The 22,057-nt window shown below is 68.4% G+C and carries 22 protein-coding genes and 1 pseudogene; 10 read left to right on the plus strand and 13 right to left on the minus strand.

The window, feature by feature from the left end:
* The first annotated feature begins 45 nt into the window (after positions 1–45).
* On the plus strand, positions 46–1,152 hold the full coding sequence (locus tag OG588_RS26950; protein ID WP_405949544.1) for a sugar ABC transporter substrate-binding protein: 1,107 nt from the start codon (positions 46–48) through the stop codon (positions 1,150–1,152).
* Between the two features lie 223 nt (positions 1,153–1,375).
* Here OG588_RS26950 and OG588_RS26955 read toward each other — a convergent pair whose 3' ends face one another.
* A complete protein-coding gene (locus OG588_RS26955; RefSeq protein WP_405949545.1) occupies positions 1,376–2,545 on the minus strand; it encodes an IS630 family transposase in 1,170 nt (389 codons plus the stop codon).
* A 378-nt stretch (positions 2,546–2,923) separates the two neighbouring features.
* Between OG588_RS26955 and OG588_RS26960 the strand changes: the two genes are divergently transcribed.
* Positions 2,924–3,556, plus strand: coding sequence for an FMN-dependent NADH-azoreductase (locus OG588_RS26960; protein WP_405949546.1), 633 nt, complete (start codon positions 2,924–2,926; stop codon positions 3,554–3,556).
* A gap of 259 nt (positions 3,557–3,815) precedes the next feature.
* Complete coding sequence (locus OG588_RS26965; RefSeq protein ID WP_405949547.1) at positions 3,816–4,661, plus strand: MBL fold metallo-hydrolase; 846 nt, start codon at positions 3,816–3,818, stop codon at positions 4,659–4,661.
* A 120-nt stretch (positions 4,662–4,781) separates the two neighbouring features.
* On the opposite strand, the gene OG588_RS26970 is transcribed toward OG588_RS26965, so the two are convergent.
* Both OG588_RS26970 and OG588_RS26975 read right to left on the minus strand, forming a co-directional pair.
* A complete protein-coding gene (locus OG588_RS26970) occupies positions 4,782–4,964 on the minus strand; it encodes a DUF397 domain-containing protein (protein WP_405949548.1) in 183 nt (60 codons plus the stop codon).
* A 10-nt stretch (positions 4,965–4,974) separates the two neighbouring features.
* Positions 4,975–5,856, minus strand: coding sequence for a helix-turn-helix domain-containing protein (locus tag OG588_RS26975; RefSeq protein ID WP_405949549.1), 882 nt, complete (start codon positions 5,854–5,856; stop codon positions 4,975–4,977).
* A 229-nt stretch (positions 5,857–6,085) separates the two neighbouring features.
* Here OG588_RS26975 and OG588_RS26980 point away from each other — a divergent pair, with 229 nt between their 5' ends.
* The 3 genes from OG588_RS26980 to OG588_RS26990 all read left to right on the plus strand — a co-directional run bounded on the left by OG588_RS26980 (position 6,086) and on the right by OG588_RS26990 (position 8,560).
* A complete protein-coding gene (locus tag OG588_RS26980; RefSeq protein WP_405949550.1) occupies positions 6,086–6,517 on the plus strand; it encodes an ATP-binding protein in 432 nt (143 codons plus the stop codon).
* A 125-nt stretch (positions 6,518–6,642) separates the two neighbouring features.
* Positions 6,643–7,962 (plus strand): ATP/GTP-binding protein, encoded by a 1,320-nt coding sequence (locus tag OG588_RS26985; protein WP_405949551.1) that lies wholly within the window; start codon positions 6,643–6,645, stop codon positions 7,960–7,962.
* A 79-nt stretch (positions 7,963–8,041) separates the two neighbouring features.
* Complete coding sequence (locus OG588_RS26990; RefSeq protein WP_405949552.1) at positions 8,042–8,560, plus strand: RloB family protein; 519 nt, start codon at positions 8,042–8,044, stop codon at positions 8,558–8,560.
* Between the two features lie 53 nt (positions 8,561–8,613).
* Here OG588_RS26990 and OG588_RS26995 read toward each other — a convergent pair whose 3' ends face one another.
* From OG588_RS26995 to OG588_RS27005, 3 genes are read right to left on the minus strand one after another with little or no spacing between them, the layout of a single operon-like run.
* Positions 8,614–9,456, minus strand: coding sequence for a transglutaminase domain-containing protein (locus OG588_RS26995; RefSeq protein WP_405949553.1), 843 nt, complete (start codon positions 9,454–9,456; stop codon positions 8,614–8,616).
* 1 nt (position 9,457) lies between these two features.
* Positions 9,458–10,390 carry an alpha-E domain-containing protein gene (locus OG588_RS27000; protein WP_328680977.1) on the minus strand — a complete coding sequence of 311 codons (933 nt, stop codon included), beginning with the start codon at positions 10,388–10,390 and terminating at the stop codon, positions 9,458–9,460.
* Positions 10,387–11,934, minus strand: coding sequence for a circularly permuted type 2 ATP-grasp protein (locus tag OG588_RS27005; protein ID WP_405949554.1), 1,548 nt, complete (start codon positions 11,932–11,934; stop codon positions 10,387–10,389). The genes OG588_RS27000 and OG588_RS27005 overlap by 4 nt, the downstream gene beginning before the upstream one ends.
* A 262-nt stretch (positions 11,935–12,196) precedes the next feature.
* Between OG588_RS27005 and OG588_RS27010 the strand changes: the two genes are divergently transcribed.
* On the plus strand, positions 12,197–13,258 hold the full coding sequence (locus OG588_RS27010) for a LuxR C-terminal-related transcriptional regulator (RefSeq protein WP_405949555.1): 1,062 nt from the start codon (positions 12,197–12,199) through the stop codon (positions 13,256–13,258).
* On the opposite strand, the gene OG588_RS27015 is transcribed toward OG588_RS27010, so the two are convergent.
* Genes OG588_RS27015 through OG588_RS27025 form a run of 3 tightly spaced genes read right to left on the minus strand, consistent with a single transcriptional unit; the run spans position 13,221 to position 16,224 of the window.
* Positions 13,221–14,204, minus strand: a complete 984-nt coding sequence (locus OG588_RS27015) for a LuxR C-terminal-related transcriptional regulator (RefSeq protein WP_405949556.1) — start codon at positions 14,202–14,204, stop codon at positions 13,221–13,223. The two genes, OG588_RS27010 and OG588_RS27015, sit on opposite strands and share 38 nt — an antisense overlap.
* Positions 14,201–15,211 carry a LuxR C-terminal-related transcriptional regulator gene (locus OG588_RS27020; RefSeq protein WP_405949557.1) on the minus strand — a complete coding sequence of 337 codons (1,011 nt, stop codon included), beginning with the start codon at positions 15,209–15,211 and terminating at the stop codon, positions 14,201–14,203. The genes OG588_RS27015 and OG588_RS27020 overlap by 4 nt, the downstream gene beginning before the upstream one ends.
* Entirely contained in the window at positions 15,208–16,224 is a 1,017-nt protein-coding gene (locus OG588_RS27025; RefSeq protein ID WP_405953224.1) for a helix-turn-helix transcriptional regulator, read from the minus strand. The genes OG588_RS27020 and OG588_RS27025 overlap by 4 nt, the downstream gene beginning before the upstream one ends.
* A 320-nt stretch (positions 16,225–16,544) precedes the next feature.
* On the opposite strand from OG588_RS27025, the gene OG588_RS27030 reads away from it, so the two are divergent.
* Positions 16,545–16,880, plus strand: a complete 336-nt coding sequence (locus OG588_RS27030; RefSeq protein WP_026178811.1) for a hypothetical protein — start codon at positions 16,545–16,547, stop codon at positions 16,878–16,880.
* Between the two features lie 140 nt (positions 16,881–17,020).
* Here OG588_RS27030 and OG588_RS27035 read toward each other — a convergent pair whose 3' ends face one another.
* Positions 17,021–17,458: a pyridoxamine 5'-phosphate oxidase family protein gene (locus OG588_RS27035; RefSeq protein ID WP_405949558.1), complete on the minus strand. Its 438-nt coding sequence runs from the start codon at positions 17,456–17,458 to the stop codon at positions 17,021–17,023.
* A gap of 121 nt (positions 17,459–17,579) precedes the next feature.
* Here OG588_RS27035 and clpB point away from each other — a divergent pair, with 121 nt between their 5' ends.
* Positions 17,580–20,177 (plus strand): ATP-dependent chaperone ClpB, encoded by a 2,598-nt coding sequence (clpB, locus tag OG588_RS27040; protein WP_405949559.1) that lies wholly within the window; start codon positions 17,580–17,582, stop codon positions 20,175–20,177.
* A gap of 52 nt (positions 20,178–20,229) precedes the next feature.
* Here the strand turns inward: clpB and OG588_RS27045 are convergent, their stop codons facing one another.
* Positions 20,230–20,694 (minus strand): hypothetical protein, encoded by a 465-nt coding sequence (locus OG588_RS27045; RefSeq protein ID WP_405949560.1) that lies wholly within the window; start codon positions 20,692–20,694, stop codon positions 20,230–20,232.
* A 109-nt stretch (positions 20,695–20,803) separates the two neighbouring features.
* On the opposite strand from OG588_RS27045, the gene OG588_RS27050 reads away from it, so the two are divergent.
* Positions 20,804–21,346 carry a YbjN domain-containing protein gene (locus OG588_RS27050; protein WP_393032747.1) on the plus strand — a complete coding sequence of 181 codons (543 nt, stop codon included), beginning with the start codon at positions 20,804–20,806 and terminating at the stop codon, positions 21,344–21,346.
* A gap of 144 nt (positions 21,347–21,490) precedes the next feature.
* Here the strand turns inward: OG588_RS27050 and OG588_RS27055 are convergent.
* Both OG588_RS27055 and OG588_RS27060 read right to left on the minus strand, forming a co-directional pair.
* Positions 21,491–21,676 (minus strand): annotated as a pseudogene (locus OG588_RS27055) (aminotransferase); the annotation flags it as partial.
* Positions 21,677–21,793: 117 nt separating this feature from the next.
* A complete protein-coding gene (locus tag OG588_RS27060; RefSeq protein ID WP_328680960.1) occupies positions 21,794–22,054 on the minus strand; it encodes a Txe/YoeB family addiction module toxin in 261 nt (86 codons plus the stop codon).
* Positions 22,055–22,057 lie beyond the last annotated feature (3 nt).

A 22,057-nucleotide genomic window follows, 5' to 3' on the forward strand; every position in this document is an offset into this window, starting at 1 on the left:
GCAATGCTGCGCCCACGTCCGCACGGCACCAGAAGTGAGCTCCCAATGCGTCGTATCGCCATATCCGTGGCCGCGTCCTCGCTGGCCCTCCCCCTGGCCGCCTGTGGCGTGCTCAACTCGTCGGGGAGCAGCACGGACGCGACTCCGGCGAAGGGCAACGACATCACGGTGGGTGTGCTCATGCCGGAGAAGACGAACACGCGGTACGCGGAGTTCGACTTCCCGATCATGAAGGCGAAGATCCAGGAACTCACCGCGAACAAGGGCAAGGCCGAGTACGAGAACGCGGGCGGCGTCGCGGCCACGCAGGACAAGCAGATGCAGCAGATGATCGACCAGAAGGTCGACATCATCGTGCTGGACGCCGTCGACTCGCACGCCATCCGGACCATGGTGAAGAAGGCCAAGACCGCCGGCATCCCGGTCGTCGCCTACGACCGGCTGGCCGAGGGCCCGATCGACGCGTACGTCTCCTTCGACGGCGAACTGGTCGGCGAGGTGCAGGGCCGTTCCCTGGTCGAGGCGCTGGGCAGCAACGTGGACACCTCCGACAAGATCGTCATGATCAACGGCTCGCCGACCGACCCCAACGCCGCGGTGTTCAAGGGCGGTGCGCTGTCCGAGCTGCAGGGCAAGGTGACGATCGCCGCGAGCTACAACACCAAGGCCTGGGACCCGGTCATCGCCCAGCAGGAGATGACCGAGGCGATCAACAGGCTCGGCAAGAACAACATCGCCGCGGTGTACTCCGCGAACGACGCCATGGCCGGCGGCATCATCAAGGCCCTGAAGAACGCGGGCCTGACGAACATCCCGCCCGTCACCGGCCAGGACGCCGAACTCAGCGCCGTGCAGCGGATCGTCACCGGCGAGCAGTACATGAGCGTCTACAAGCCGTACCCCGACCTCGCCGAGGCCGCCGCGAAGATCGCGGTCGCCAAGGTCCAGGGCAGGGACATCGAGTTCGACGCCCTGACCCGTGACACGGTCGACAGCCCCACGAACAAGAAGATCCCGGCCCAGCTGGTGTCCGTGGTCGCGCTGACCCAGGACAACATCAAGACGACGGTGGTCGCGGACGGGATCTACAAGATCTCCGACATCTGCACGTCGGCCTACAAGTCGGCGTGCGCGGCCATCAAGTTGAAGTAGGGCCGGGTCGGTCGGCGGCCTCGATGGCGTAGAGCCGGAGCCGGGTGTCGGCGCTGCCCGCGTACGCGACTCGGGCCGCGGGTGCCTGGCCCGGACCTTAGCTTGAGGTGTCGCAGGAGGGCGGCGAGGCCTTCGGGGGCGGGGGGCGACGTAGAGGCAGTTCTGGTCGGGGGCTCCGCTGAACGAGGACTTCTGCCACTGCGGTTCGGACATACGGGCCTCCTCAGAGGGTGTGGCGAACATGCCGTCGGCGCTGCCCGCGTACGCGACTCGGGCCGCGGGTGCCTGGCCGGACCTCAGTGGTCGGGCCCGGAAGTCCTTCGGGGGTTGAGCACGCTGCCAGATCGACGGAGGATTCTTCCTGTCGGTCGGTGAGTGTGTGTCGGTCGAGCCGGGCCAGCAGCTCGTCCAGATCGGTGGTGGTGAACCTCCACTGGAACGGCTGTGCCGTGGCGCTGTAGCGGTCTTCGAATGCTCGGAGCCGGTCTCGGACCTGGGTCAGGTCTGTGAAATCGTTGGGTGAGACGACCTTGCGTTGCACGATGGAGAAGAAGATCTCCACCTGGTTCAGCCAGGAGGCGTGGACCGGGGTGTGGACCAGGACGGCGTTGGGGAACCTGGCGGCCAGACGGTCGATGGATCTTTGGCCGCGGTGGGAGGAGCCATTGTCGACGATCCAGAAGACGCGTTTCGCGCTGGCGTAGGGCTCTTGGGCCATGACCTGTTTGACCAGGCTCATGAACGGCACGATGCCGGTCTTGGGCTCGCAGCGGCCGAAGACTGTCGCGCGGTGGACGTCGTAGGCGGCCAAGTAGGCCAGGGCGCCGCCGCGGCCGTACTCATGACTGACGCGCATCGCCCGGGCCTGGCCCGGGGCGAGGGTCGGGTGGCACCGGCAGCGGGCCTGGATGGAGGTCTTCTCGTCGCTGGAGATGACGTACTCGTCGGGGCCGAGCAGGATGCCCTCGAAGGTGCGGGCGTACAGGTCCAGTACCTGCTGGGCCTTGGCGCGGAAGTCCGGGTCGCGGATGAAGATCCAGGACCGGTGCTGCCAGGGCTTGAGCGTTTCCTGGTGCAGCCAACGGCGCACGGTGGATACCGAGACGGTGCCGGTGATCCCGCGCGCGGTCAGTTCGTCGGCCAGTTCCGGGCAGGACCAGTGCGACAGGGGCGTGCCGGTCTCGGCGGGGAGTTGGCAGGCCAGCGCCTTGGCCTCGGAGACCTGTACGGAGGTGAAGCGGGCGGGACGCCTGGAGCATTTACGGTCGGCCAGGGCCGGCAGTCCGCCGGCGGCGAACCGGCCGCGCCAAGTACGCACCGTATCCACATGCACGTGGCCGTGTGCCATCTTCTTGAGCCGGTGGCGTTCGGAGGCGTTCAACACGATGGGCACGGCGGGTCGGGTTGGCACGGAAGCGGGCAGCCGACCTTTCGGGGACGGCATGCCCACACCCCAGGCGCCGCGACCGAGTTGAGGACCATCCCATGGCCGCACCGCCGCGGTCCACCAAAAACGCCCGCGCCCAACGACTGACGGTCACGCCTGCGCCAACAGGCGTCATGCATCGGCTTGCCTTGACGCCGGCGTCAATGTCTACGGTCGTCCTTGCGTACCGCCGCTGAGAGGGCGACGGGAATACGCGTGGGACTTGGCGAGCGTGTGGCCATGACCATCCGTGATGAGCGACACCGGCGACCGAGCCACTACTGCTGACGGCGATTGTCGGTGGCGAAGCTTTGACAGCCCTGATGTAACCCCGAGGTCGAATACATGCCTTTCCTCCTGCACATTGACGCGAGTATTCGCCGGACCGGCTCCGTGTCCCGAGAGCTGTCCGCTCACTTCGCCACGCAGTGGCGCCAGAATCATGCCGATGGCGGTTATTCCTACCGCGACCTGGCGGCTCAACCCATTCCACACATCACGCACGCCGTCCGCGAAGCCCTTCTCGACCCGGGCGGCGAACACGGTGAGCCCCCAGAGGAGCGGGCACTCAGCGAGACACTGACCGCCGAACTACGCGAAGCGACGACGCTGCTCCTCGGCATTCCCATGTACAACTACTCGATCCCGTCGACGATCAAGGCGTGGGTGGACCGCCTCGTCACCCCGGCTCACATGGTGGCGCCCGGCGGCGACCCCGGCCTGCTCAGCGGCAAGTCCGTGGTGGTGGTCACCGCCCGAGGCGGCTCGTACGCACCTGGTACGCCCCGTGAGGGATGGGACTACCAAGAGCCGTACCTTCGGGCCGTCCTTCACTCGATCGGTCTCGCGGACAACTTGACGTTTGTGCACGCCGAGCTGACTTTGGCGGCGACCGTGCCCCAGATGGCCCCCCTCAAGCCACTGGCTGAACAGTCCCTGGCAGCGGCGTACGAAACGCTCAAGACGCTGGCCCTCTAGCCAGGTCTGCTGGGCGGCCATGACTCAGCGTGCACGGATTACAGAAATTGGGCCAGCACCTGCAATTGGCCCCACCTTAAATCGGCCCGCCTCTGACCCACTCATCCGTTCGAGTCCGGCTTCAGATGGCCCCACTCCCCACTATTCGCACCGGTGGGCTGCGGGGCCACCTCAACCGTAAAGCGACGCCCCTTCGGCGATAGTTGCAAACATCGCCAGTCGCGGAATTCGGTGGAGTTCACACACAGGGAGGACTCTGATGTCGTCTTCGAAGCCGGTCTCGTCCGTAACCGGTACTCAACTTCCAATCTGCTGCACCTGCGGTGTGCAGTACGGGGCACCGCGCACTGATTGCCCTATTTGCCTGGACGAGCGGCAGTATGTCGGCTGGAACGGCCAACGGTGGACCACACTGGCCGAGTTGCGCGCCGGTGGCCGGCGCGGCCGGTTCGATGAGGAGGGCCCCGGTGTGCTCGGGGTCGGTGCGGTGCCGTCGGTGGCCGTTGGCCAGCGTGCGCTGTTGATCCGCTCACCGTCTGGCAACGTGTTGTGGGATTGCGTGGGCTACCTCGATGACGATCTTGTGGCCGAGATCGAGAAGCTGGGCGGGATCAGCGCGATCGCCGTCAGCCATCCGCACTTCTACGGCGTGATGACGGAGTGGGGCCGAGCCTTCGACGTTCCGGTGTATGTACACGCCGCGGACCGTGACTGGGTCGGGCGGCCTGATCCAGTGATCGAGTACTGGACCGGCGACACCCATCAGATCGCGCCTGGCATGACGCTGATCAACGCGGGCACGCACTTCGCCGGCGGCACCGTGCTGCATTGGGGTGATGACCCTGAGGGGCGCGGCGCGCTGTTCAGTGGCGACACCTTCATGGTGGTGATGGACCGGCGGTGGGTCAGCTTCATGTACAGCATTCCCAACTTCATTCCGGAGCGACCGCGCACCATCCGCCGCGCGCTCGCGTTGGTCGAACCGTTCACCTTCGAATGCATCTATGGAGCGTTCTGGGGGCGGGTGGTTACTGCCGATGGGGCGGCTGCGGTGCGTCGTTCCGCGGAACGGTACCTGCGCTTCGCACTGGAGGACGACTCGTAGTGGTGTCAGGTCCAGTCGGGGCGTAGCGGCGACGGTTGTTCACGGGGCCTCTTACTGACCTGCACCCAACACAGGCCCCACCCCCACGTCAACCCCCGAAGGACTTCCAGAGTCGACCACTTAGCTGCGGGACTTGAGGTGTCGCAGGAGGGCGGCGAGGCCTTCGGGGGCGGTGGTGAGGGTGACGTGTGGGGTGTCGCTCTCGCGGAGGCGGATCGTTCCGTCTGGGGCGGGGGCGACGTAGACGCACTCGCCCTCGGGGCCGCCGCTGAAGGTCGACTTCTGCCAGGCGAGTTCAGTCATCGGGGCCTCCCTAGAGGGTGTAGAGCACATGCTGGATGAGTGCCAGCGAGTCCTTCACCGAGTGTGTTTCTGGGGCCAACGATACGTCGACGGGGGCGAGGGCGTTCTCCGACAGGTACCGGAACAGCTCTTCGTACCGGCCCAGGCTCTGCCTGTCACCCAAGTACGTGAGGCCGAGGGGCAGTTCGAGCAGTACGGTGCCCAACTCCGGAACGCTTGGGATGGCGTGGACGAAGTTGCCGCTAAGAGCGGGGTGCGCCTGGGCGGTGAACGGATAGATCTGGATGGTGACGTTGGGTAGCCGCGCCAGTTCGATGAGGTGTAGCAACTGCTCTCGGACCACGCTGACTCCGCCGAACCGCAGGTGCAGAGCGGACTCGTGGATCACGGCATGCACAGAGGGCGGGTCCTCACGGGTGAGAACGCCTTGTCGCTTCATACGGAACTCCAGCGCGCCTTCGCTCCGCTCGAAGCCCAGACCCGGGGTGGCGAAGATGGCTCGGGCGTAGTCGGCCGTCTGGAAGAGCCCCGGGATCAACATCGACTGGTGCACTCGAAGAGCCGTACAACTCGCTTCCAGCTCAGCCGTGTTGAGCGCATCCAGGCTGCGGCGCTTCTTGTAGGAGCTCCACCAGCCCCTGCCGGTCGCCTCGGACATGGCGACCAGGGCCTCGACATGTGCCTTATCTGTACAACCGTAGAGATCGCAGAGCTCACGGAGTCTTGGGGTCAGGACGGTCGTCTTGCCCGTCTCGATCTGGCTCAGCTGAACGCGGCCCATGCCGATCCGCTCGGCCGCTTCGCCGCCCGCCAACCCTGCCTGTTCGCGCAGGTGTTTGAGCTCGAAGCCGAGTCGCCGCTGGCGCTCGCTGATGGTGGTGCGTAGTCCCACGCGTCTCTCCTCGTCGGGGTGTCCAAAGTCTGCCCTGGTGGTGGGAGTTGGTCCACCGATCCGGCGATTAGGTTGTTAATGAAATACCTTACGCGCTACCTTGAGTGCGGAATCGGTCACGTAGGGAAACCGCTCAACTCCCCCTGCCCACAAGCCGACAGAGCACCCGCGCCCCGCGGGCGACGCCATCGCCGGGCCCGACCCCCTCACCCCCAAGGAGCCGCTCCCCATGGACCCAGCCCGCCGAGCCCCGCACCGCCCCGCTCAACTGACCCACGACTACAGCCTGTTCGCCCCCGCCGACGCCACCGCACCCCGCGTCTGCCGTGACTTCGTACGCGCCGTCCTCTTCACCCACGACCGCGAACCCCTCGTCATGCCGGCGGCCCTGTGCACCTCGGAACTCGTCACCAACGTCCACCTGCACACCAAGGGCACCGCCATGCTCCGCATCCGCCTCACCCCCGCCCGCTTCCGGGTCAGCGTCTTCGACGAGAGTCCGGACCCACCTGTCGTCACACACCCTGCGGCCGGGGCGATCGCCTGCTGGGGGAGAGGCCTCGCGCTCGTCGCGGAGATGGCGGACACGTGGGGTGTCGCGGACGAGAGGGCGGGGCGGTTCGCGAAGGGGGTGTGGTTCGAGCTGGGCCGGTCTCATTGATCGCCACCCAGTCAGGCGTCTGGCCTTTCCTCGGTGCGGGACCCGCCGTATGGTGGGGCCAGGGATCGAATATTGCAATCTTCCCGCACAGAATGCCCCCTGACCCGCAGAGGAGGTGATGAGCTGTGCTTCTCAGCTTCCGTGTCGCAAACCACCGGTCCATCAAGGAAGAGCAGCAACTGTTGCTCGGCCCCGTGTACGAGGCGGACCGCCCGGAAGGGACGGACTGGGAGGCGGTCCCCGTCGTCGCCGTCTTCGGGGCGAACGCGGCCGGTAAGTCGAACGTGGTGGACGCTCTGCGCTACATGGAGCACATGGTGCGCTCTTCGCACCGGGACGCCGAGCCGGGCGCCGGAACCGAGCGCTTCGCCTTCGCGCTCGACGAGGAGTGCCGAGCGGAACCGTCCTGGTTCGTGGTGGACCTGTCGCTGGACGGTGTCCGGCACACCTACGGGTTCAGCCTCGATGACGAACGGGTCGTCGACGAGTGGCTGTACAGCTACCCGCACGGGCGCAAGCGGATCGTCTTTCAGCGCGCCGGCGAGGACTTCACCTTCGGCGACAAACAGCCCCGCAAGGAGCTGGAGCTGGTTACGAAGATCACCGAGCCGAACACGCTGTTCATGTCGGTCGCTGCCAGGTCCCGGCAGGAAGCGGTACGTCCAGTGTACGAGTGGTTCACTCGCGGGGTGTGGTTCCGTGACGGAACGCGGCGGGCTATGCGCCTCAACGTCGTGGCCGGATTGCTCCTGTCTGATCCGTCCCGCGTGCCCGGCGTCGTCGGACTCCTGAGAGCTGCGGATCTTGGGATCGAGAACGTGGGGGTGGAGCGAGTGGTGGCCGATGAGATGAGCGGTCCAGTCCGCTCGTACGTCGTGGGGGAGGCGATTGCGGACAACAGCTCGGGCCCGGCGTCGGGCATGTGGACGCCACAGCGCGAGACGACCCAGGTCTGGGTGCAGCAACGAGGCCGCCACGGTTCCGTACGGCTCGGTCTCAAGGATCAGTCGGCCGGTACGAAAGCCCTGTTGGGGTACGCCGGTTCGGTCCTGGACGTACTCGAAAGCGGCGGCCTCCTCGTCGTCGACGAGATCGACTCCAGCCTGCATCCCCGGCTCACCGCGCATCTGATCAAGCTGTTCCAGGACGAGGCGACCAATCCGCAGGGGGCACAGCTCCTCCTCACCACCCACGACGCGAGCCTCCTCGGGCGCAGTGGCGGTGAGGACATCCTCAAGCGGGACCAGGTGTGGTTCGTCGAGAAGGACGGATACGGGGAGACGACGCTCTACCCGCTCTCCGACTTCAAGCCGCGGCAGGAGGAGAGCCGGGAACGCCGTTATCTCGGCGGCAGTTACGGCGCGGTGCCTCTGTTGAACGAAGAGTTGTTCGCGGCCGCCGTCGCCGTGCGGGAGGGGAGCGGTGGCGAGGACCCCGAAGAGTAGCGGGCGCCGCCGTCCCGCCTTCGAGTCGGACTTGAGGCGCGTTGCGGGGAAGCGGGAAGCCCGCCGAAGACTGCTGGTCGTGTGCGGTGCGGAGGTGACCGAGAGCGACTACTTACGCGGCTTGGTCGCGCATGTCGCCAATCCGGCTGTCACGGTGCGGATCGTCACGAAGTCGTGCGCGCCATCGCAGCTCATCAAGTACGCATCCGCGCAACGGGAGTTGTCGCGAGGTGACTTCGACGAGGTCTGGTGCGTCTTCGACGTCGACGAGTTCCAGGATCTGCCGAGTGCCCTCTCGCTGGCGGAGACGGCCGGGATCGAGGTAGCCGTCTCCAACCCGTGCTTCGAGCTGTGGCTGATCCTGCATTTCGGCACGCACACCGCCTACGCGGGGACCTACCGCGAGCTGCTCCCGCACCTGACGCGTCATCTTCCGCGCTACGACAAGTCCCGCCTCGACTTCCGCCATTTCGCGGACGGGTGGGAGATGGCGACACTGCGGGCCCGGAAGCTGGCACCCCTCGGCAAGGAGCACGAGGTCAATCCCGCCACCAGCATGTGGGCGCTGGTCGAGCGGATCGCGGGTCCACCGGGCTGAACTCCCTTGCCGGGCGGACAGGATCGAGCAACCCGCCCGCCCCGCAAAGGAGTTCACGCCACCCGCGTGAACTCCACCGTCACCTCCGGCGGCCCGCCCGCCACCCCCCGGTAGATCCCCTTGTGCGGCGTCACGTCGTCGTAGTCGCGCCCCCGCCCCACCACCACATGGGACTCGTCGGGCCGGGTCCGGTTCGTGGGGTCGTAGCCGCACCAGTCGCCCGCCCAGTACTCGATCCAGGCGTGGCTCTGGCCGGCCACCGGGCGGTGCAGCTCCGCCTCGCTCTCGGGGTGGAGGTAGCCGGAGACGTAGCGCGTGGGCAGGCCCAGGCCGCGTAGCAGGGCGATGGTCACGTGGGCGATGTCCTGGCAGACGCCGGCGCCCTGTTCCCAGGCCTCGGTGGCCGACGTGTTCACGCCGGTGACGCCCGGGAGGTACGACACCCGGTCGGCGACCAGTGCCGAGACCGCGACCGCCGTCTCGTGCGGGTCGAGGCCGACCGCCGCCTTGCGTGCCTTCTTCAGCAGCTTGGGCGGGACCGTCGTACGGACCGTGGGGCCGATGAACTCCAACAGGCGGGAGTTAGTGGTCCGTTCGGTCACCTCCTGCCAGGTGGGGGAGGGGCCGAGGAGGTCCGGCGGGGACGTCTCGACGAGGCTCGACGCGGTGATCGTGAGGTCCGCGTGCGGGTCCATCAGGTCGAAGCCGGTGACCTGGGTGCCCCAGTAGTCCCAGTACGACCAGGTGGGGGTCGTGGGGTTCACCGTCACGCGCGCGTCCAGTGTCGTCTGGCCGGGGAGCGTGAGCGGGGTCATCCGCACCTCGTTGTGGGAGGAGACGGCCGCCTGGGCGTACGACACGCGGGTGGTGTGGCGGATGCGAAGCCTACGGGTCATCTCAGGCTCCTTCCTGGGCCCACTCGACGGGGCCCTGGTACGGGAAGAACAACTCCGCGACCGCCTCCGCCGAGGCCATGCAGGCGTGCTGCAAGTCCTTGAGGAGGGCGGGGAGTTGTTCCTCCAAGGCGTGCGAGTCGAGGTATTCGAGGCGGGTGCGGAGGCGGCCGATGGGGCGGCGGGCCGGGTCCTGGCGCTGGCGGCCGAGCGCCGTGAGGCACTCCTCCGCCGTCGTCAGCGCGTGCAGCGCCGAGCGCGGGAAGTCCCGGTCCAGCAGCAGGAATTCGGCCACGCGCGGGGTGTCCCCGAAACCGCCGTACACCCGCGCGTACGCCTCGTCGGCGCCCGAAGCGCTCAGCAGCGTCGGCCAGTCGGGCGCGTGCGCCGCGTCCAACACCCGTACCGACAGCAGCCGTACGGTCATGTCCACCCGTTCAAGGCTGCGGCCCAGGACGACGAAACGCCAGCTGTCGTCGCGGCTCATCGTGGAGTCCGCGAGGCCGAAGAACAACGCGGCGCGTCTGCGCACGAGTTCGAGGTAGGCGTAGGGGCCCGTACGGCGGGCCGCGAGGCGTTGGTCGGCGAGGGCGTGCCAGGTGGAGTTGAGGCACTCCCACATCTCCGAGGAGACGGCTTCCCGGGCGCTGCGGGCATTGAGCCGGGCGGCGCCGAGCGCGCCCTCGATGGAGCACGTCGAGCGGGCGTCGAAGGCGAGCTGGTCCAACACCTGCTGCATGTCCACGCGTTGACCGCCCGCATCGACCCCGAGAATCGCGTACAGCGACCGGCAGGCCACGTCCTCGTCGCGCCAGGGGTCCTCCAACAGGCGGTGCAGATAGGCGTCGAGGATGCGCCCGGTGTTGTCCGCGCGCTCGACATAACGGCCCGTCCACGTCAGGGCCTCGGCTATCCGGGAGAGGATCACGTCGTTCACTGCTGCTGCGCCCCTTCCTCTACGAGCGTGGGGTTGCCGTCGGGGCCGTGCTGGCGGGGTGCCACCTCGGGCAGTTCGCCGTCCAGGGTGACCGGCTCGGGGTGTTCGGCGGGGCCCTCCGCGAGTACCCAGGTGTCCTTCGAGCCGCCGCCCTGGCTGGAGTTGACGATCAGGTTGCCCTCCTGGAGGGCGACGCGGGTGAGGCCGCCGGGCAGCACCCAGACGTCGGTGCCGTCGTTCACGGCGAACGGGCGCAGGTCGATGTGGCGCGGTGCCATGCGTTCGCCCGCGAGGGTGGGGGAGGTGGACAGGGCGACGGGGCGCTGGGCGATCCAGCCGCGCGGGTCGGCGGCCACGGCTTTGCGAGTGCGTTCGAGGGTCTTCGCGTCGGCCTTGGGGCCGATGACGATGCCCATGCCGCCCGCGCCGTCCACCGGCTTCACGACCAGCTGGTCGATCTGGTCGAGAACCGCCTCCAACTGGCCCGGCTCGTCGGGGCGGTACGACTCCACGTTGGGGAGAATCGGTTCCTCTGAGAGGTAGTAGCGGATGAGGTCGGGGACGTAGGTGTAGAGGAGCTTGTCGTCGGCGATCCCGTTGCCGACCGCGTTCGCGAGTGTGACGTTCCCGGCCTGGGCGGCGTTCATGATGCCCGGGCAGCCGATCACCGAGTCGGGGCGGAAGTGCAGCGGGTCGAGGAAGTCGTCGTCGAGCCGCCGGTATACGACATGCACGGGCACCTCGCCGCGCGTGGTCCGCATCCACACCCGGTTGTTGCGGCAGGTGAGGTCGTGCCCCACCACCAACTGCACGCCCATCAGCCGGGCGAGCAGGGCGTGTTCGAAGTAGGCGGCGTTTCCCGGTCCCGGGGTGAGGACCACGACGCGCGGGTCCTGGGTGCCGCCGGGCGCGGCGGCCCGCAGGGAGGCGAGCAGCTTCTGCGCGTACCCGTCGACGGGGACCACGTGCTGCTCGGCGAAGAGCGAGGGGAAGATCCGCGTCATGGCTCTGCGGTTCTCGATGACGTACGAAACCCCGCTGGGGACCCGCACGTTGTCCTCAAGGACCCGGAAGTCCCCGGCCTCGTCGCGCACGAGGTCGATGCCGGCGACGTGGATGCGGACCCCGCCCGGTGGCTCGACCCCCTGCGCGGCCCGATGGAAATGAGCCGAGTTGAGGAGCAGCCGCCAGGGCACGACCCCGTCCTCGAAGGCGCGGCAGTGCGCGTAGGCGTCGGAGAGATAGGCCTCCAGGGCCCGTACGCGCTGCGCCACCCCGCGCTGGATGAGATCCCACTCCAGCGCGTCGATGATCCTCGGCACCAGGTCCAGTGGCCAGGGCCGTTCCTCGCCCGCGAAGGCGTAGGTCACGCCGCGGTCGGTGAACGCGCGGGCCATCTGGTCCGCGCGGAAGCGCAGTTCACTCGGCTCGATGGGCTGGAGTGCCGCCAGTACCGGCTCGTAGGCGGTTCTGACCTCACCCGGCCGCACAAACATCTCGTCCCACGCATCGGCCAATGCGTATGCGTCAAATATGTCCGCCATGAGGGGACGTTAAGTGCGATACGTAACACGGTGATCTCTGAGTGATTTCCGGCAGCTCACGCGGAAAGTGATACGCCGGGGGACTCGGCGCTACTGGCCGGTCACCCCCCAGGTTGTTGCAAGGCGAGGTGTGGAGGCCGGGAGATAGCGGTTGATATCGGAGGTTTTCGGGGGCTGTTCGAGGGGGAGCCGTGTTGCGGAGCAGGACCTGTCCGCGCATAGTTGCGCTGCAAAGAGCCGGGAACCGGGGGTGGGATGGGCGATGGCCGGGCACGGGACGGACGAGCATCCACACGGTGCTGACCGACTCTGCGACGCCGGGGACCGCGTGTACTCCCGGGCCGTACGGCGGGGCCGCGTACCGCGCACGGACGCCGAACCGGTGCCGTGCCTGCTGGAGCTGGCCCTCCTCCACCCGGACCCCGACGACATGGCCTGGCTGGTCCCGACCGCCCCGCAGGAGGTCATGACCCGGCTGCTGCGCGGGGTCTACGACGAGGTCAGCGAGAGCCACCGGCGGGTGGGTTCGGCGGTCGCCGCCTTCGAGCGGTACGCCGGTCTCGGCCGCCGTATCCAGGCGTCCGCGATGGCGTCGGCGTCGCTGGAGGGCGGTGCCGCGATCCGCGTCCTGGACGGGCTCTCCCGCATCCAGGCCGCGATGGACGACGCCACGGAGGCCTGCACCGGCGAGGTCCTCACCGTCCAGCCGGGCGGCATCCGCCGCGAGCCGGAACTCACGGAGGGCCTGCACCGCGCCCTGGCGCTGCGCTCGCGCGGGGTACGGATGCGCGACCTGTACACCCACGTGGCCCGGCACGGCCAAGGCCTGCTGAACTACCTGGAGTTGATGGGCGACGCGGTGGAAGCGCGGACACTGGACGAGGTCGTGGACCGGCTGATCCTCTTCGACCGCACGGTCGCCTTCATCCCCGCCAACGCCGACCACACGATGGCCCTGGAACTGCGCCACCCCGCGCTGATCGACTACTTCGTCACGGTCTTCGACCGCCTCTGGCGCCTGGCGATCCCGGTCGCGGCCGCCCTGCCGGACACCGGCATCGAGGGCATCTCGCACCGCGAACAGTCCATCGCCGCCCTGCTCGCGGACGGCCACCAGGACGCGGTGATCGCGGAACGGCTCGGCATCAGCGTGCGGACGTGCCGTGCCCACATCGCCCGCCTGTCGGAGACGCTGGGCGCGGCCAGCCGTACCCAACTCGGCGTCCGTATCGCCCAGGTGGGCCTGGACGGCGCCGCATCACGCCTGCCGGACGTGCCCGCGCAGCTCACCCCGGTGGATCGAGAATCCCCGACCGCCCGATGAGGTAGCCGAGTTGGGCCCTGCTTTCGCTGCCGAGGGTGGCGGCGAGTTTGGCGATGTGCACGCGGGCGGTGCGGATGTTCATGCCGAGGCGGTCGGCGATCACGGCGTCGGTGTGGCCCTCGACCAGCAGGCTCGCTATGGCGCGTTGGCGCGGGGTGATGCCGTTCTGGGAGGGCTGTCGGACCGCTTTCGGGTACATGGGGGTGGCCAGGTGCCAGAGGCGGTCGAAGACCGTCACGAAGTAGGTGATCAGGGCCGCGTGGCGGACTTCCAGGGCGAGGGTGCGGTCCTCGTTGGCGGGGATGAAGGCGACCGTGCGGTCGACGACGATGAGGCGGTCGGTGACCTCGTCGAGGGTGCGGGCCTCGGCGTCGCCCCGCAACTGCTCGTAGCGGGTGAGGACGGCGGGCTGGTGACGGAGCGCGTGCGGATACAGGGTGTGGATACGGCCGCCGCGGTCCAGGAGGGCCTGGTCCTGTTTGAGGGCGTTGAGGTTGATGTCGAGGGACTCGGGGTTCCGCCTGCGCGGCTGGATCGCCAGTACCTCCCGGGAGGCCGCGGCCACGGCCTCCGCGATGGCCGAGTTGATCTGGTCGAAGCCGTTGAGGACGCTGATCGTCGCGGTGTCCGACGTTCCGGTCCGGCCGCCGTCGATCCGCATCAGCGGCTCGAACGCCTCGGTCAGCCGCTCCTCGCGCCGCCGTTCGTCCGCGATCCGCGCCCCCGAGGTGCGCAGCAGCCGGTGCAGGGCCACGGCGGGGGCGACCGGCTCCAGCCGGTCCGGGTCCGCGACGGCCGGATGCAGCAGGCCGTGGTCGAGCAGGCACGGAGCCGCGTCGGCGTCCGCGGGGTGCACCCACCCGTCGCGCAGGGCGCGTGCGTACAGCTCCGATCCGGCGGGGCACAGGTCTTCCACACCGTGCTCCGCGTGGGGCGTGGATGTCACTCTGCCGTTCCCTCCTGTCCGAGGACCTGGACCTGTCTGAGGATTCCCGACTCCGCGATGAGGTAGCCGAGTTGGGCGCGGCTTTCGCTGCCGAGGGTGGCGGCGAGTTTGGCGATGTGGACCCGGACGGTGCGGATGTTCATGCCGAGGCGGTCGGCGATCACGGCGTCGGTGTAGCCCTCGACCAGCAGGCCGGCTATCGCGCGTTGGCGGGGGGTGATGCCGTTGAGGGAGGGCTGCCGGGCGGCTTCCGGGAACAAGGGCGTGGCCAGGTGCCAGAGCCGGTCGAAGACCGTGACGCAGAAGGCCACCAGGGAGGGGTTGCGGACTTCCAGCGCGAGGGTGCGGTCCTCGTTGGCGGGCATGAAGGCGACGGTCCGGTCTACGACGATGAGGCGGTCCGGGATCTCGTCCAGGGTGCGCGCCGCGACCTTGCCGCGGAGCCGTTCGTAGCGGGCGATGATGGACGGTGCCTGGCGCAGGGTGTGCTGGTAGAGCGTACGGATGCGGCCACCGCGGTCGAGCAGGGCCTGGTCGCGGGCCAGCGCCTCGGCGTGGAACTCGGGGGCCGTGTAGGTCGTGTGGGTGATGTGGGGCTGGATCGCGAGGACCTCGCCCGAACTGGCCGCCATCGCCTCGGTGATGGCGGAGCCGATCCGGTCGAGCCCGCTCAGGACGCCGAGCGTCGGGACTCGCTCGGTCGCCGCGCCGCGGCCGTCGATCCGCATCAGGGGTTCGAACGTCTCCGCCAGCCGCTGCTCGCGCCGTCGCTCCTCGGCGACGCGGTCCTCCATGGCCCGCAGCACCCGGTGGAAGGCGACCGCGGGGGCGACCGGCTCCAGCCTCCGCAGGTCCGTGACGGAGTGGCTCAGCAGGCCGAAGTCGGCCAGACAGGGCGCCCGTTCGGCCTCGGAGCGGCTCACGTGACCTTCGCGCAGGGCGAGTTCGTAGACCTCGGTCCCGGCCTCGCACAGGTCTTCCACGCCGTGCGTGTGGGCCTCGGTCACGGTGTGCCGTCTCCCCCCTGTGCCGGGTCGTCCGTGTTCAGGATCCCCGACTGGGCTATGAGAAAGCCGAGTTGGGCGCGGCTGCCGCTGCCCAGGGCCGTGGCGAGCTTCGCGATGTGGGCCCGGCAGGTCCGTACGTTCATGCCCAGCCGGCGGGCGATGGCCTCGTCGACGTGGCCCTCGATCAGGAGCTTGGCGATGGAGTGCTGGATGTCGGTGATGCCGTCGGGGGCGGTTTCGTAGGGGGCGCCGACATTCAGCGGGACCGCGCGGCTCCACATGAACTCGAAGACCTTGATCAGGTAGCTCACGAGACCCGGGTGACGCAGCTCCAGGGCGACCTGGCGGTCGTCCCGGATGGGGATGAAGGCGACGGTCTCGTCGCAGATGATCAGGCGCTCGACCAGCTCGTCGATGGTGCGGTACTCCACCTTGGCGTTGACGAACTGGTCCACGTAGCCCAGACGGTCGGGACTGTAGCGCGCCGTGTGCTGGTACAGGGTGCGAATCCGCACTCCGCGCTCGATCAGTGGTTTGTCGCGTTCCAGCCCCTCGACGAGCCGGTGCTCGGGGCGGCGGCGGCCACTCGGCTGGACCGTCAGCATCTCCGTCCGGCACTGGGTGGTGGCCAGGTCGAGCGCCGCGTTGATCCGGTCGAGCCCCTCCAGGACCGTGATCGAGGAGTCGGTCGTCGCGGTCTCCTGGGCGCTGAGGGCCATGAAGGGCTCGAAGGCGTCGGCCAGCGTGACCGACATCCTTCTCCGCTCGCTGATCTCGCGTTCCAGGGGGTGCAGCCGCTGGGCCAGCGCCACGGCCGGGGGGACGGGGCGCAACAGGTTGGCGTCCTCCGGATCCGGCTGGAGGAGGGCGAACTCCATGAGACAGGGTGCCGCCTCGACAGCCGACCGTGTGATGCGCCCGGTGCGCAGGGCTGTCGCATAAAGACGGTCGCCCTCCTCGCACAGTTCGGTCAGCGCGTGGGGATGTGCGCCGTTAGTCCCGTTTGTCACCAAATCTCCACCCCCCAGGGTCCTGAACATGCAGGAACATGATGCACCGATCGTGTGGCCATGACGTGCCCGAATGAGCCATCGTCTTACTCGACGGGGGAATGAGGGGACCTTCAAGTGAGGACGAAGCCGATTATGCGTAACAGATTGCTTCGCTCGGTGCTTGTCACGGCCTTCTCCACCGTTGTGGCCTTCGGCGCACTGGCCGGCCTCTCCGGTGCGAAGGGCGAGGTGCATCGAGCGAGTGGGACTCAGGCCGCGGGGACCGTGTTGGCCGCCAGTGCGTCCCCTGACATGCCGTCTGACAGCGTCTGGGACTGATTATGACTACTCCTCCGGACGACCGCAGTTTCCGGCGCGAGATGGCCACGGCCTACCGCTCCGGCTGGCACTTCATCGACCTGGCCACCGCCATCCCCCACAGCGGTGACTCGCTCATGGTGACCGTGTTCGGTGAGCCGGTCGTCGTGACGCGGGACGAGGACGAGGACGTACGGGCGTACCGGTGTCTGCGACGGCCCCGGGGGGCGCCGCAGCCAGTGCGATGTGCCATTCGGTACGGAATGATCTTTGTGAATCTTGACCAGCGAGACCACCGGCTGGTGGAAACGGATGCCCCCGACGTCCAGACCATCTCAGCCACCCCCCGCAGTGCCTGACGCGATTCCCCCGTCGTAAAAGATCGCTCAGGTGCTTCCCCCCGCAGCGGCGTCACCGTGACCTGAACACGGTGACGCCGCTGCAGTTTGTGTGGAATCTCCCGGTATGGAACCGGCCGCAGTGGCCTGAACTGATCGTTTCAGCCCTTGCCCACTGCCTTCCCCGCCGCCTTCCCCATCGCCCGCGTCAGCTCGATCTCGATCACCACCCGGGACGGGTTCGGCGACGGCGTCCGCTCATAGCGCTCCGCGTACCGGCGCTCCGCCTCGGCGACCCGATCGGGCTCCGCGCGTACGAAGGCCCGGCCCTCCAGCGTCGCCCAGCGCCGCCCGTCCACCTGGCACACGGCGACCCGTGCTCCCTCGGGGCCGGCGGCCAGCACGTTCAGCACCTTCGTGCTCGACTTGTTCGCGATGACCCGAGCAAGGCGCGCCTCCGGGTCGTATGTCACTCCGACAGGAACGACATGCGGGCTGCCGTCCCGGCGCGGGGTGGTGAGGGTGCACAGGTGTCGTTCCCGCCAGAAGCTGAGGTACGACGGGTCGGGATCGCCCGGGTCCACCGGATATGCGGCCATGGTCCCGGAACTTAGTCCCTCGATCCTCCCCGCCGCTGCCTTGAGTGGAATAGACTCAACTTTGTGCACGTTGACCGTGTCATTCCGTGCACGAAGGTCGTAGGAGGAGGAGTACGCGAACGTGGACGCCGAGCTGACCAACAGGAGCCGGGACGCGATCAACGCGGCCAGCAGCCGTGCCGTGACCGGGGGGCACGCCGACCTGACCCCGGCGCATCTGCTGCTCTCCCTGCTCGAAGGGCAGGACAACGAGAACATCACCGACCTGCTGGCCGCCGTCGACGCCGACCAGGCGGCCGTACGGTCGGGTGCCGAGCGGGTGCTCGGTTCGCTGCCCAGCGTGACCGGGTCGACGGTCGCGCCCCCGCAGCCCAGCCGTGAGCTGCTCGCGGTGCTCGCGGAGGCCGACGAGCGCGCGAAGGAGCTCGGCGACGACTACCTCTCCACCGAGCACCTGCTGATCGGTATCGCCGCGAAGGGCGGCGCGGCCGGGGACGTACTCTCCCAGCAGGGGGCCGGCGCGAAGAAGCTGCTGGACGCGTTTCAGAAGAGCAGGGGAGGGCGCCGGGTGACCACACCCGACCCCGAGGGGCAGTACAAGGCGCTGGAGAAGTTCGGTACGGACTTCACGGCCGCCGCGCGCGAGGGCAAGCTCGACCCCGTCATCGGGCGGGACCAGGAGATCCGGCGGGTCGTCCAGGTGCTGTCCCGCCGCACGAAGAACAACCCGGTGCTGATCGGCGAGCCCGGCGTCGGCAAGACCGCCGTCGTCGAGGGGCTGGCGCAGCGGATCATCAAGGGGGACGTGCCGGAGTCCCTCAAGAACAAGCGGCTGGTCTCGCTGGACCTCGGCGCGATGGTCGCGGGGGCGAAGTACCGCGGCGAGTTCGAGGAGCGGCTCAAGACCGTCCTCGCCGAGATCAAGGACTCCGACGGCCAGATCATCACCTTCATCGACGAGCTGCACACCGTCGTGGGCGCGGGCGCCGGGGGCGACTCCTCGATGGACGCCGGCAACATGCTGAAGCCGATGCTCGCCCGCGGCGAACTCCGCATGGTCGGCGCGACCACCCTCGACGAGTACCGCGAACGCATCGAGAAGGACCCGGCGTTGGAGCGCCGCTTCCAGCAGGTGCTGGTCGCCGAGCCGTCCGTCGAGGACACGATCGCGATCCTGCGCGGCCTGAAGGGACGCTACGAGGCGCACCACAAGGTCGTCATCGCGGACAGCGCGCTGGTCGCCGCCGCCACCCTCTCCGACCGCTACATCACCTCCCGCTTCCTCCCCGACAAGGCGATCGACCTCGTCGACGAGGCGGCCTCCAGGCTGCGCATGGAAATCGATTCCTCCCCCGTGGAGATCGACGAACTCCAGCGCTCCGTCGACCGGTTGAAGATGGAGGAGCTGGCGCTCGACAAGGAGACGGACGCGGCCTCGATCGAGCGGCTGGAGAAGCTGCGCCGCGACCTCGCCGACCGCGAGGAGGAGCTGCGCGGCCTCAACGCCCGCTGGGAGAAGGAGAAGCAGTCCCTCAACCGGGTCGGCGAGCTGAAGGAGAAGCTCGACGAACTGCGCGGCCAGGCCGAACGCGCCCAGCGCGACGGCGACTTCGACACCGCGTCCAAGCTGCTCTACGGCGAGATCCCTTCCCTGGAGCGGGACTTGGAGGAGGCCTCCCAAGCGGAGGAGGAAGCTTCCAAGGACACGATGGTGAAGGAGGAGGTCGGCCCCGACGACATCGCGGACGTCGTCGGCTCCTGGACCGGCATCCCCGCAGGCCGCCTCCTGGAGGGCGAGACGCAGAAACTCCTGCGCATGGAGGAGGAGTTGGGTCGCCGCCTCATCGGCCAGCGTGAGGCCGTACAGGCGGTCTCCGACGCCGTACGACGCACCCGCGCGGGCATCGCGGACCCGGACCGCCCCACCGGCTCATTCCTCTTCCTGGGCCCGACGGGCGTGGGCAAGACCGAACTGGCCAAGGCGCTCGCGGACTTCCTCTTCGACGACGAACGGGCCATGGTCCGCATCGACATGTCGGAGTACGGCGAGAAGCACAGCGTGGCCCGACTGGTCGGCGCCCCGCCCGGCTACGTCGGCTACGAGGAGGGCGGTCAGCTCACGGAGGCGGTGCGCAGGCGCCCGTACTCGGTGATCCTGCTCGACGAAGTGGAGAAGGCGCACCCCGAGGTCTTCGACGTACTGCTCCAGGTGCTGGACGACGGGCGGTTGACGGATGGTCAGGGCCGCACGGTCGACTTCCGGAACACCATCCTGATCCTCACGTCCAACCTGGGCAGCAACTTCCTGATCGACCCGCTCACGGGCGAGGACGAGAAGAAGGCACAGGTTCTGCAGGTGGTGAGGGCCTCTTTCAAGCCGGAGTTCCTGAACCGGCTGGACGACATGGTCGTCTTCTCCGCCCTGAACCGGGAGGAGCTGGGCCGTATCGCCGCCCTCCAGATCGGCCGCCTGGCCAAGCGCCTCGCGGAACGCCGCCTCACCCTGGAGATCAGCGACGAGGCCCTGACCTGGCTCGCGGACAACGGCAACGATCCGGCGTACGGGGCGCGACCGCTGCGGCGGCTGGTCCAGACGGCGATCGGGGACCGGCTCGCCAAGGAGATCCTGGCCGGCGAGGTCAAGGACGGGGACACGGTGCGGGTGGACGCGTTCGGGGACGGGCTGATCGTGGGGCCGGCGAGCGGGAAGACGCTGTGACGCCCGGTGTTCGGGTCGTGATGCTCGGCGTTCAGGTCATGACGCCCGGCGCTCAGTAGGAACTCGCGTCGAAGGTGACGAGGGCGGTGTCCCCGGCGGACCCGCCCTCGTAGTACACGCTCACCGTGACGCCGTAGGCGCGGGCCGGGTGGGGGTGCGGGTCGCGGAGGACCTGGACGCACTCGTCGTCGTCCCCGTCGCAGGGGATACCCGTACTGTCCGGGAACGACTCGGTCAGCCAACCGCGCACCGCCGCGCGCGGCATGCGGAAACTGCCGTCGTACGCCTGGCCGCCCCAGGTGTACGAGGTGCAGTGCGCGTCCCGGGTGTCCTCGGGGAGTGCGGCGCCGGAGAAGTCCATGGCGTCGGCGCAGTCGGCCTGGTCGACGGTGCCGGGCGGGTCCTCACTGGAGGCGGCGTAGAGCATCGTCTGTGCGAACCACCAGCCCGCCCACACCACGAAGAGCAGGCACATCCCCCACATCCCCCGCAGCGGCCACCGCATCCCCCTAGGCATGTGCATGACCGTATATCGGTCAGCCCGTGGCGGACAGGCCCGGCAGGGGTTGCCACCCCCCTCCCCGCATGGGGGAGGATGGCGGGATCCGTACGAAGGGAAATACACGGTGAGCATCGACCCGTCCTCGATTCCGAACTTCGGGGGCCAGCCCGAGCCGAACCCCCAAGGACCGGCGGGCCCCGTCGTCCCGGATCAGGACCTTGTGAAGCAGCTCCTCGAGCAGATGGAGCTGAAGTATGTCGTCGACGACGAGGGTGACCTCGCGGCGCCGTGGGAGCAGTTCCGCACGTACTTCATGTTCCGCGGTGAGGACGACCAGCTCGTCTTCTCGGTACGGACCTTCTACGACCGTCCGCACGACATCGAGGTCAAGCCGCAGCTGCTTGAGTCCATCGACGACTGGAACCGCCGCACCCTGTGGCCCAAGGTCTACACGCACACCCACGACGACGGCACCGTCCGTCTCATCGGTGAGGCGCAGATGCTGGTCGGCACCGGCGTCGACCTGAACCACTTCGTGTCCTCGACGGTCAGCTGGGTGCGGGCCGCGATCGAGTTCGACCGCTGGCTCGTCGAACAGCTCGGCCTCACCGAGGAAGTCGACGAGGCGGCGGCGGAGAACCCCAAGGACGAGGGCGACGAGGAGTAGTTCTCCTCAGTCCCGTTCAGCCGGTTCAGCCGGTTCAGCCGGTTCAGCCGGTTCAGCCGGTTCGGCCCGTTCAGTCCTGTATGGCGTATGGCCGACGGCCGTCCACAACCTGTGGACGGCCGTCGGTCGTCATGCCTCCTGGTCTCAGCCGGCCAGCTTCCTCAGCCGGTCCACCGCTTCCTCCAGCACACCCACCCGCTTGCAGAACGCGAACCGTACGAAGGGCGCGCCCTCCTCCCGGTGGTCGTAGAAGACCGCGTTCGGGATGGCGACGACCCCGGCGAGTTCCGGCAGGGCGCGGATGTCGGTGGTGACTGCTTCGCCGAGCGGACCGCCGACACCAGTCCGGGGGTGCCGGTGACCCACCCCACTCCGTGTTCGCGCGCCTATTTGTGTGCGGTGCGGGTCAGGTGTGACAAGGGTGCTGTGCCCGACCCCCGAGTCCCGTCAGCTTTCGTAGTGGTAGCGGCACTGTGCGATCAGGACGCCGTCCTCGGTGGCCTTGTAGATCAGCCGGTGCTCGTCGTTGATGCGGCGCGACCAGTAGCCCTGGAATCCGTGCTTGAGCGGTTCCGGTTTGCCGATGCCCTCGTTGCCGTTCCGGGTGATGTCGGCGATGAGCGCGTTGATGCGCTTAAGGATCTTCCGGTCCTGAAGCTGCCACCATAGGTAGTCCTCCCAGGCACGGGAGGAGAAGGTGATCTTCAACTC

The sequence above is a fragment of the Streptomyces prunicolor genome, from assembly GCF_045162825.1.
GTDB classification, from domain to species: Bacteria; Actinomycetota; Actinomycetes; order Streptomycetales; family Streptomycetaceae; genus Streptomyces; species Streptomyces prunicolor.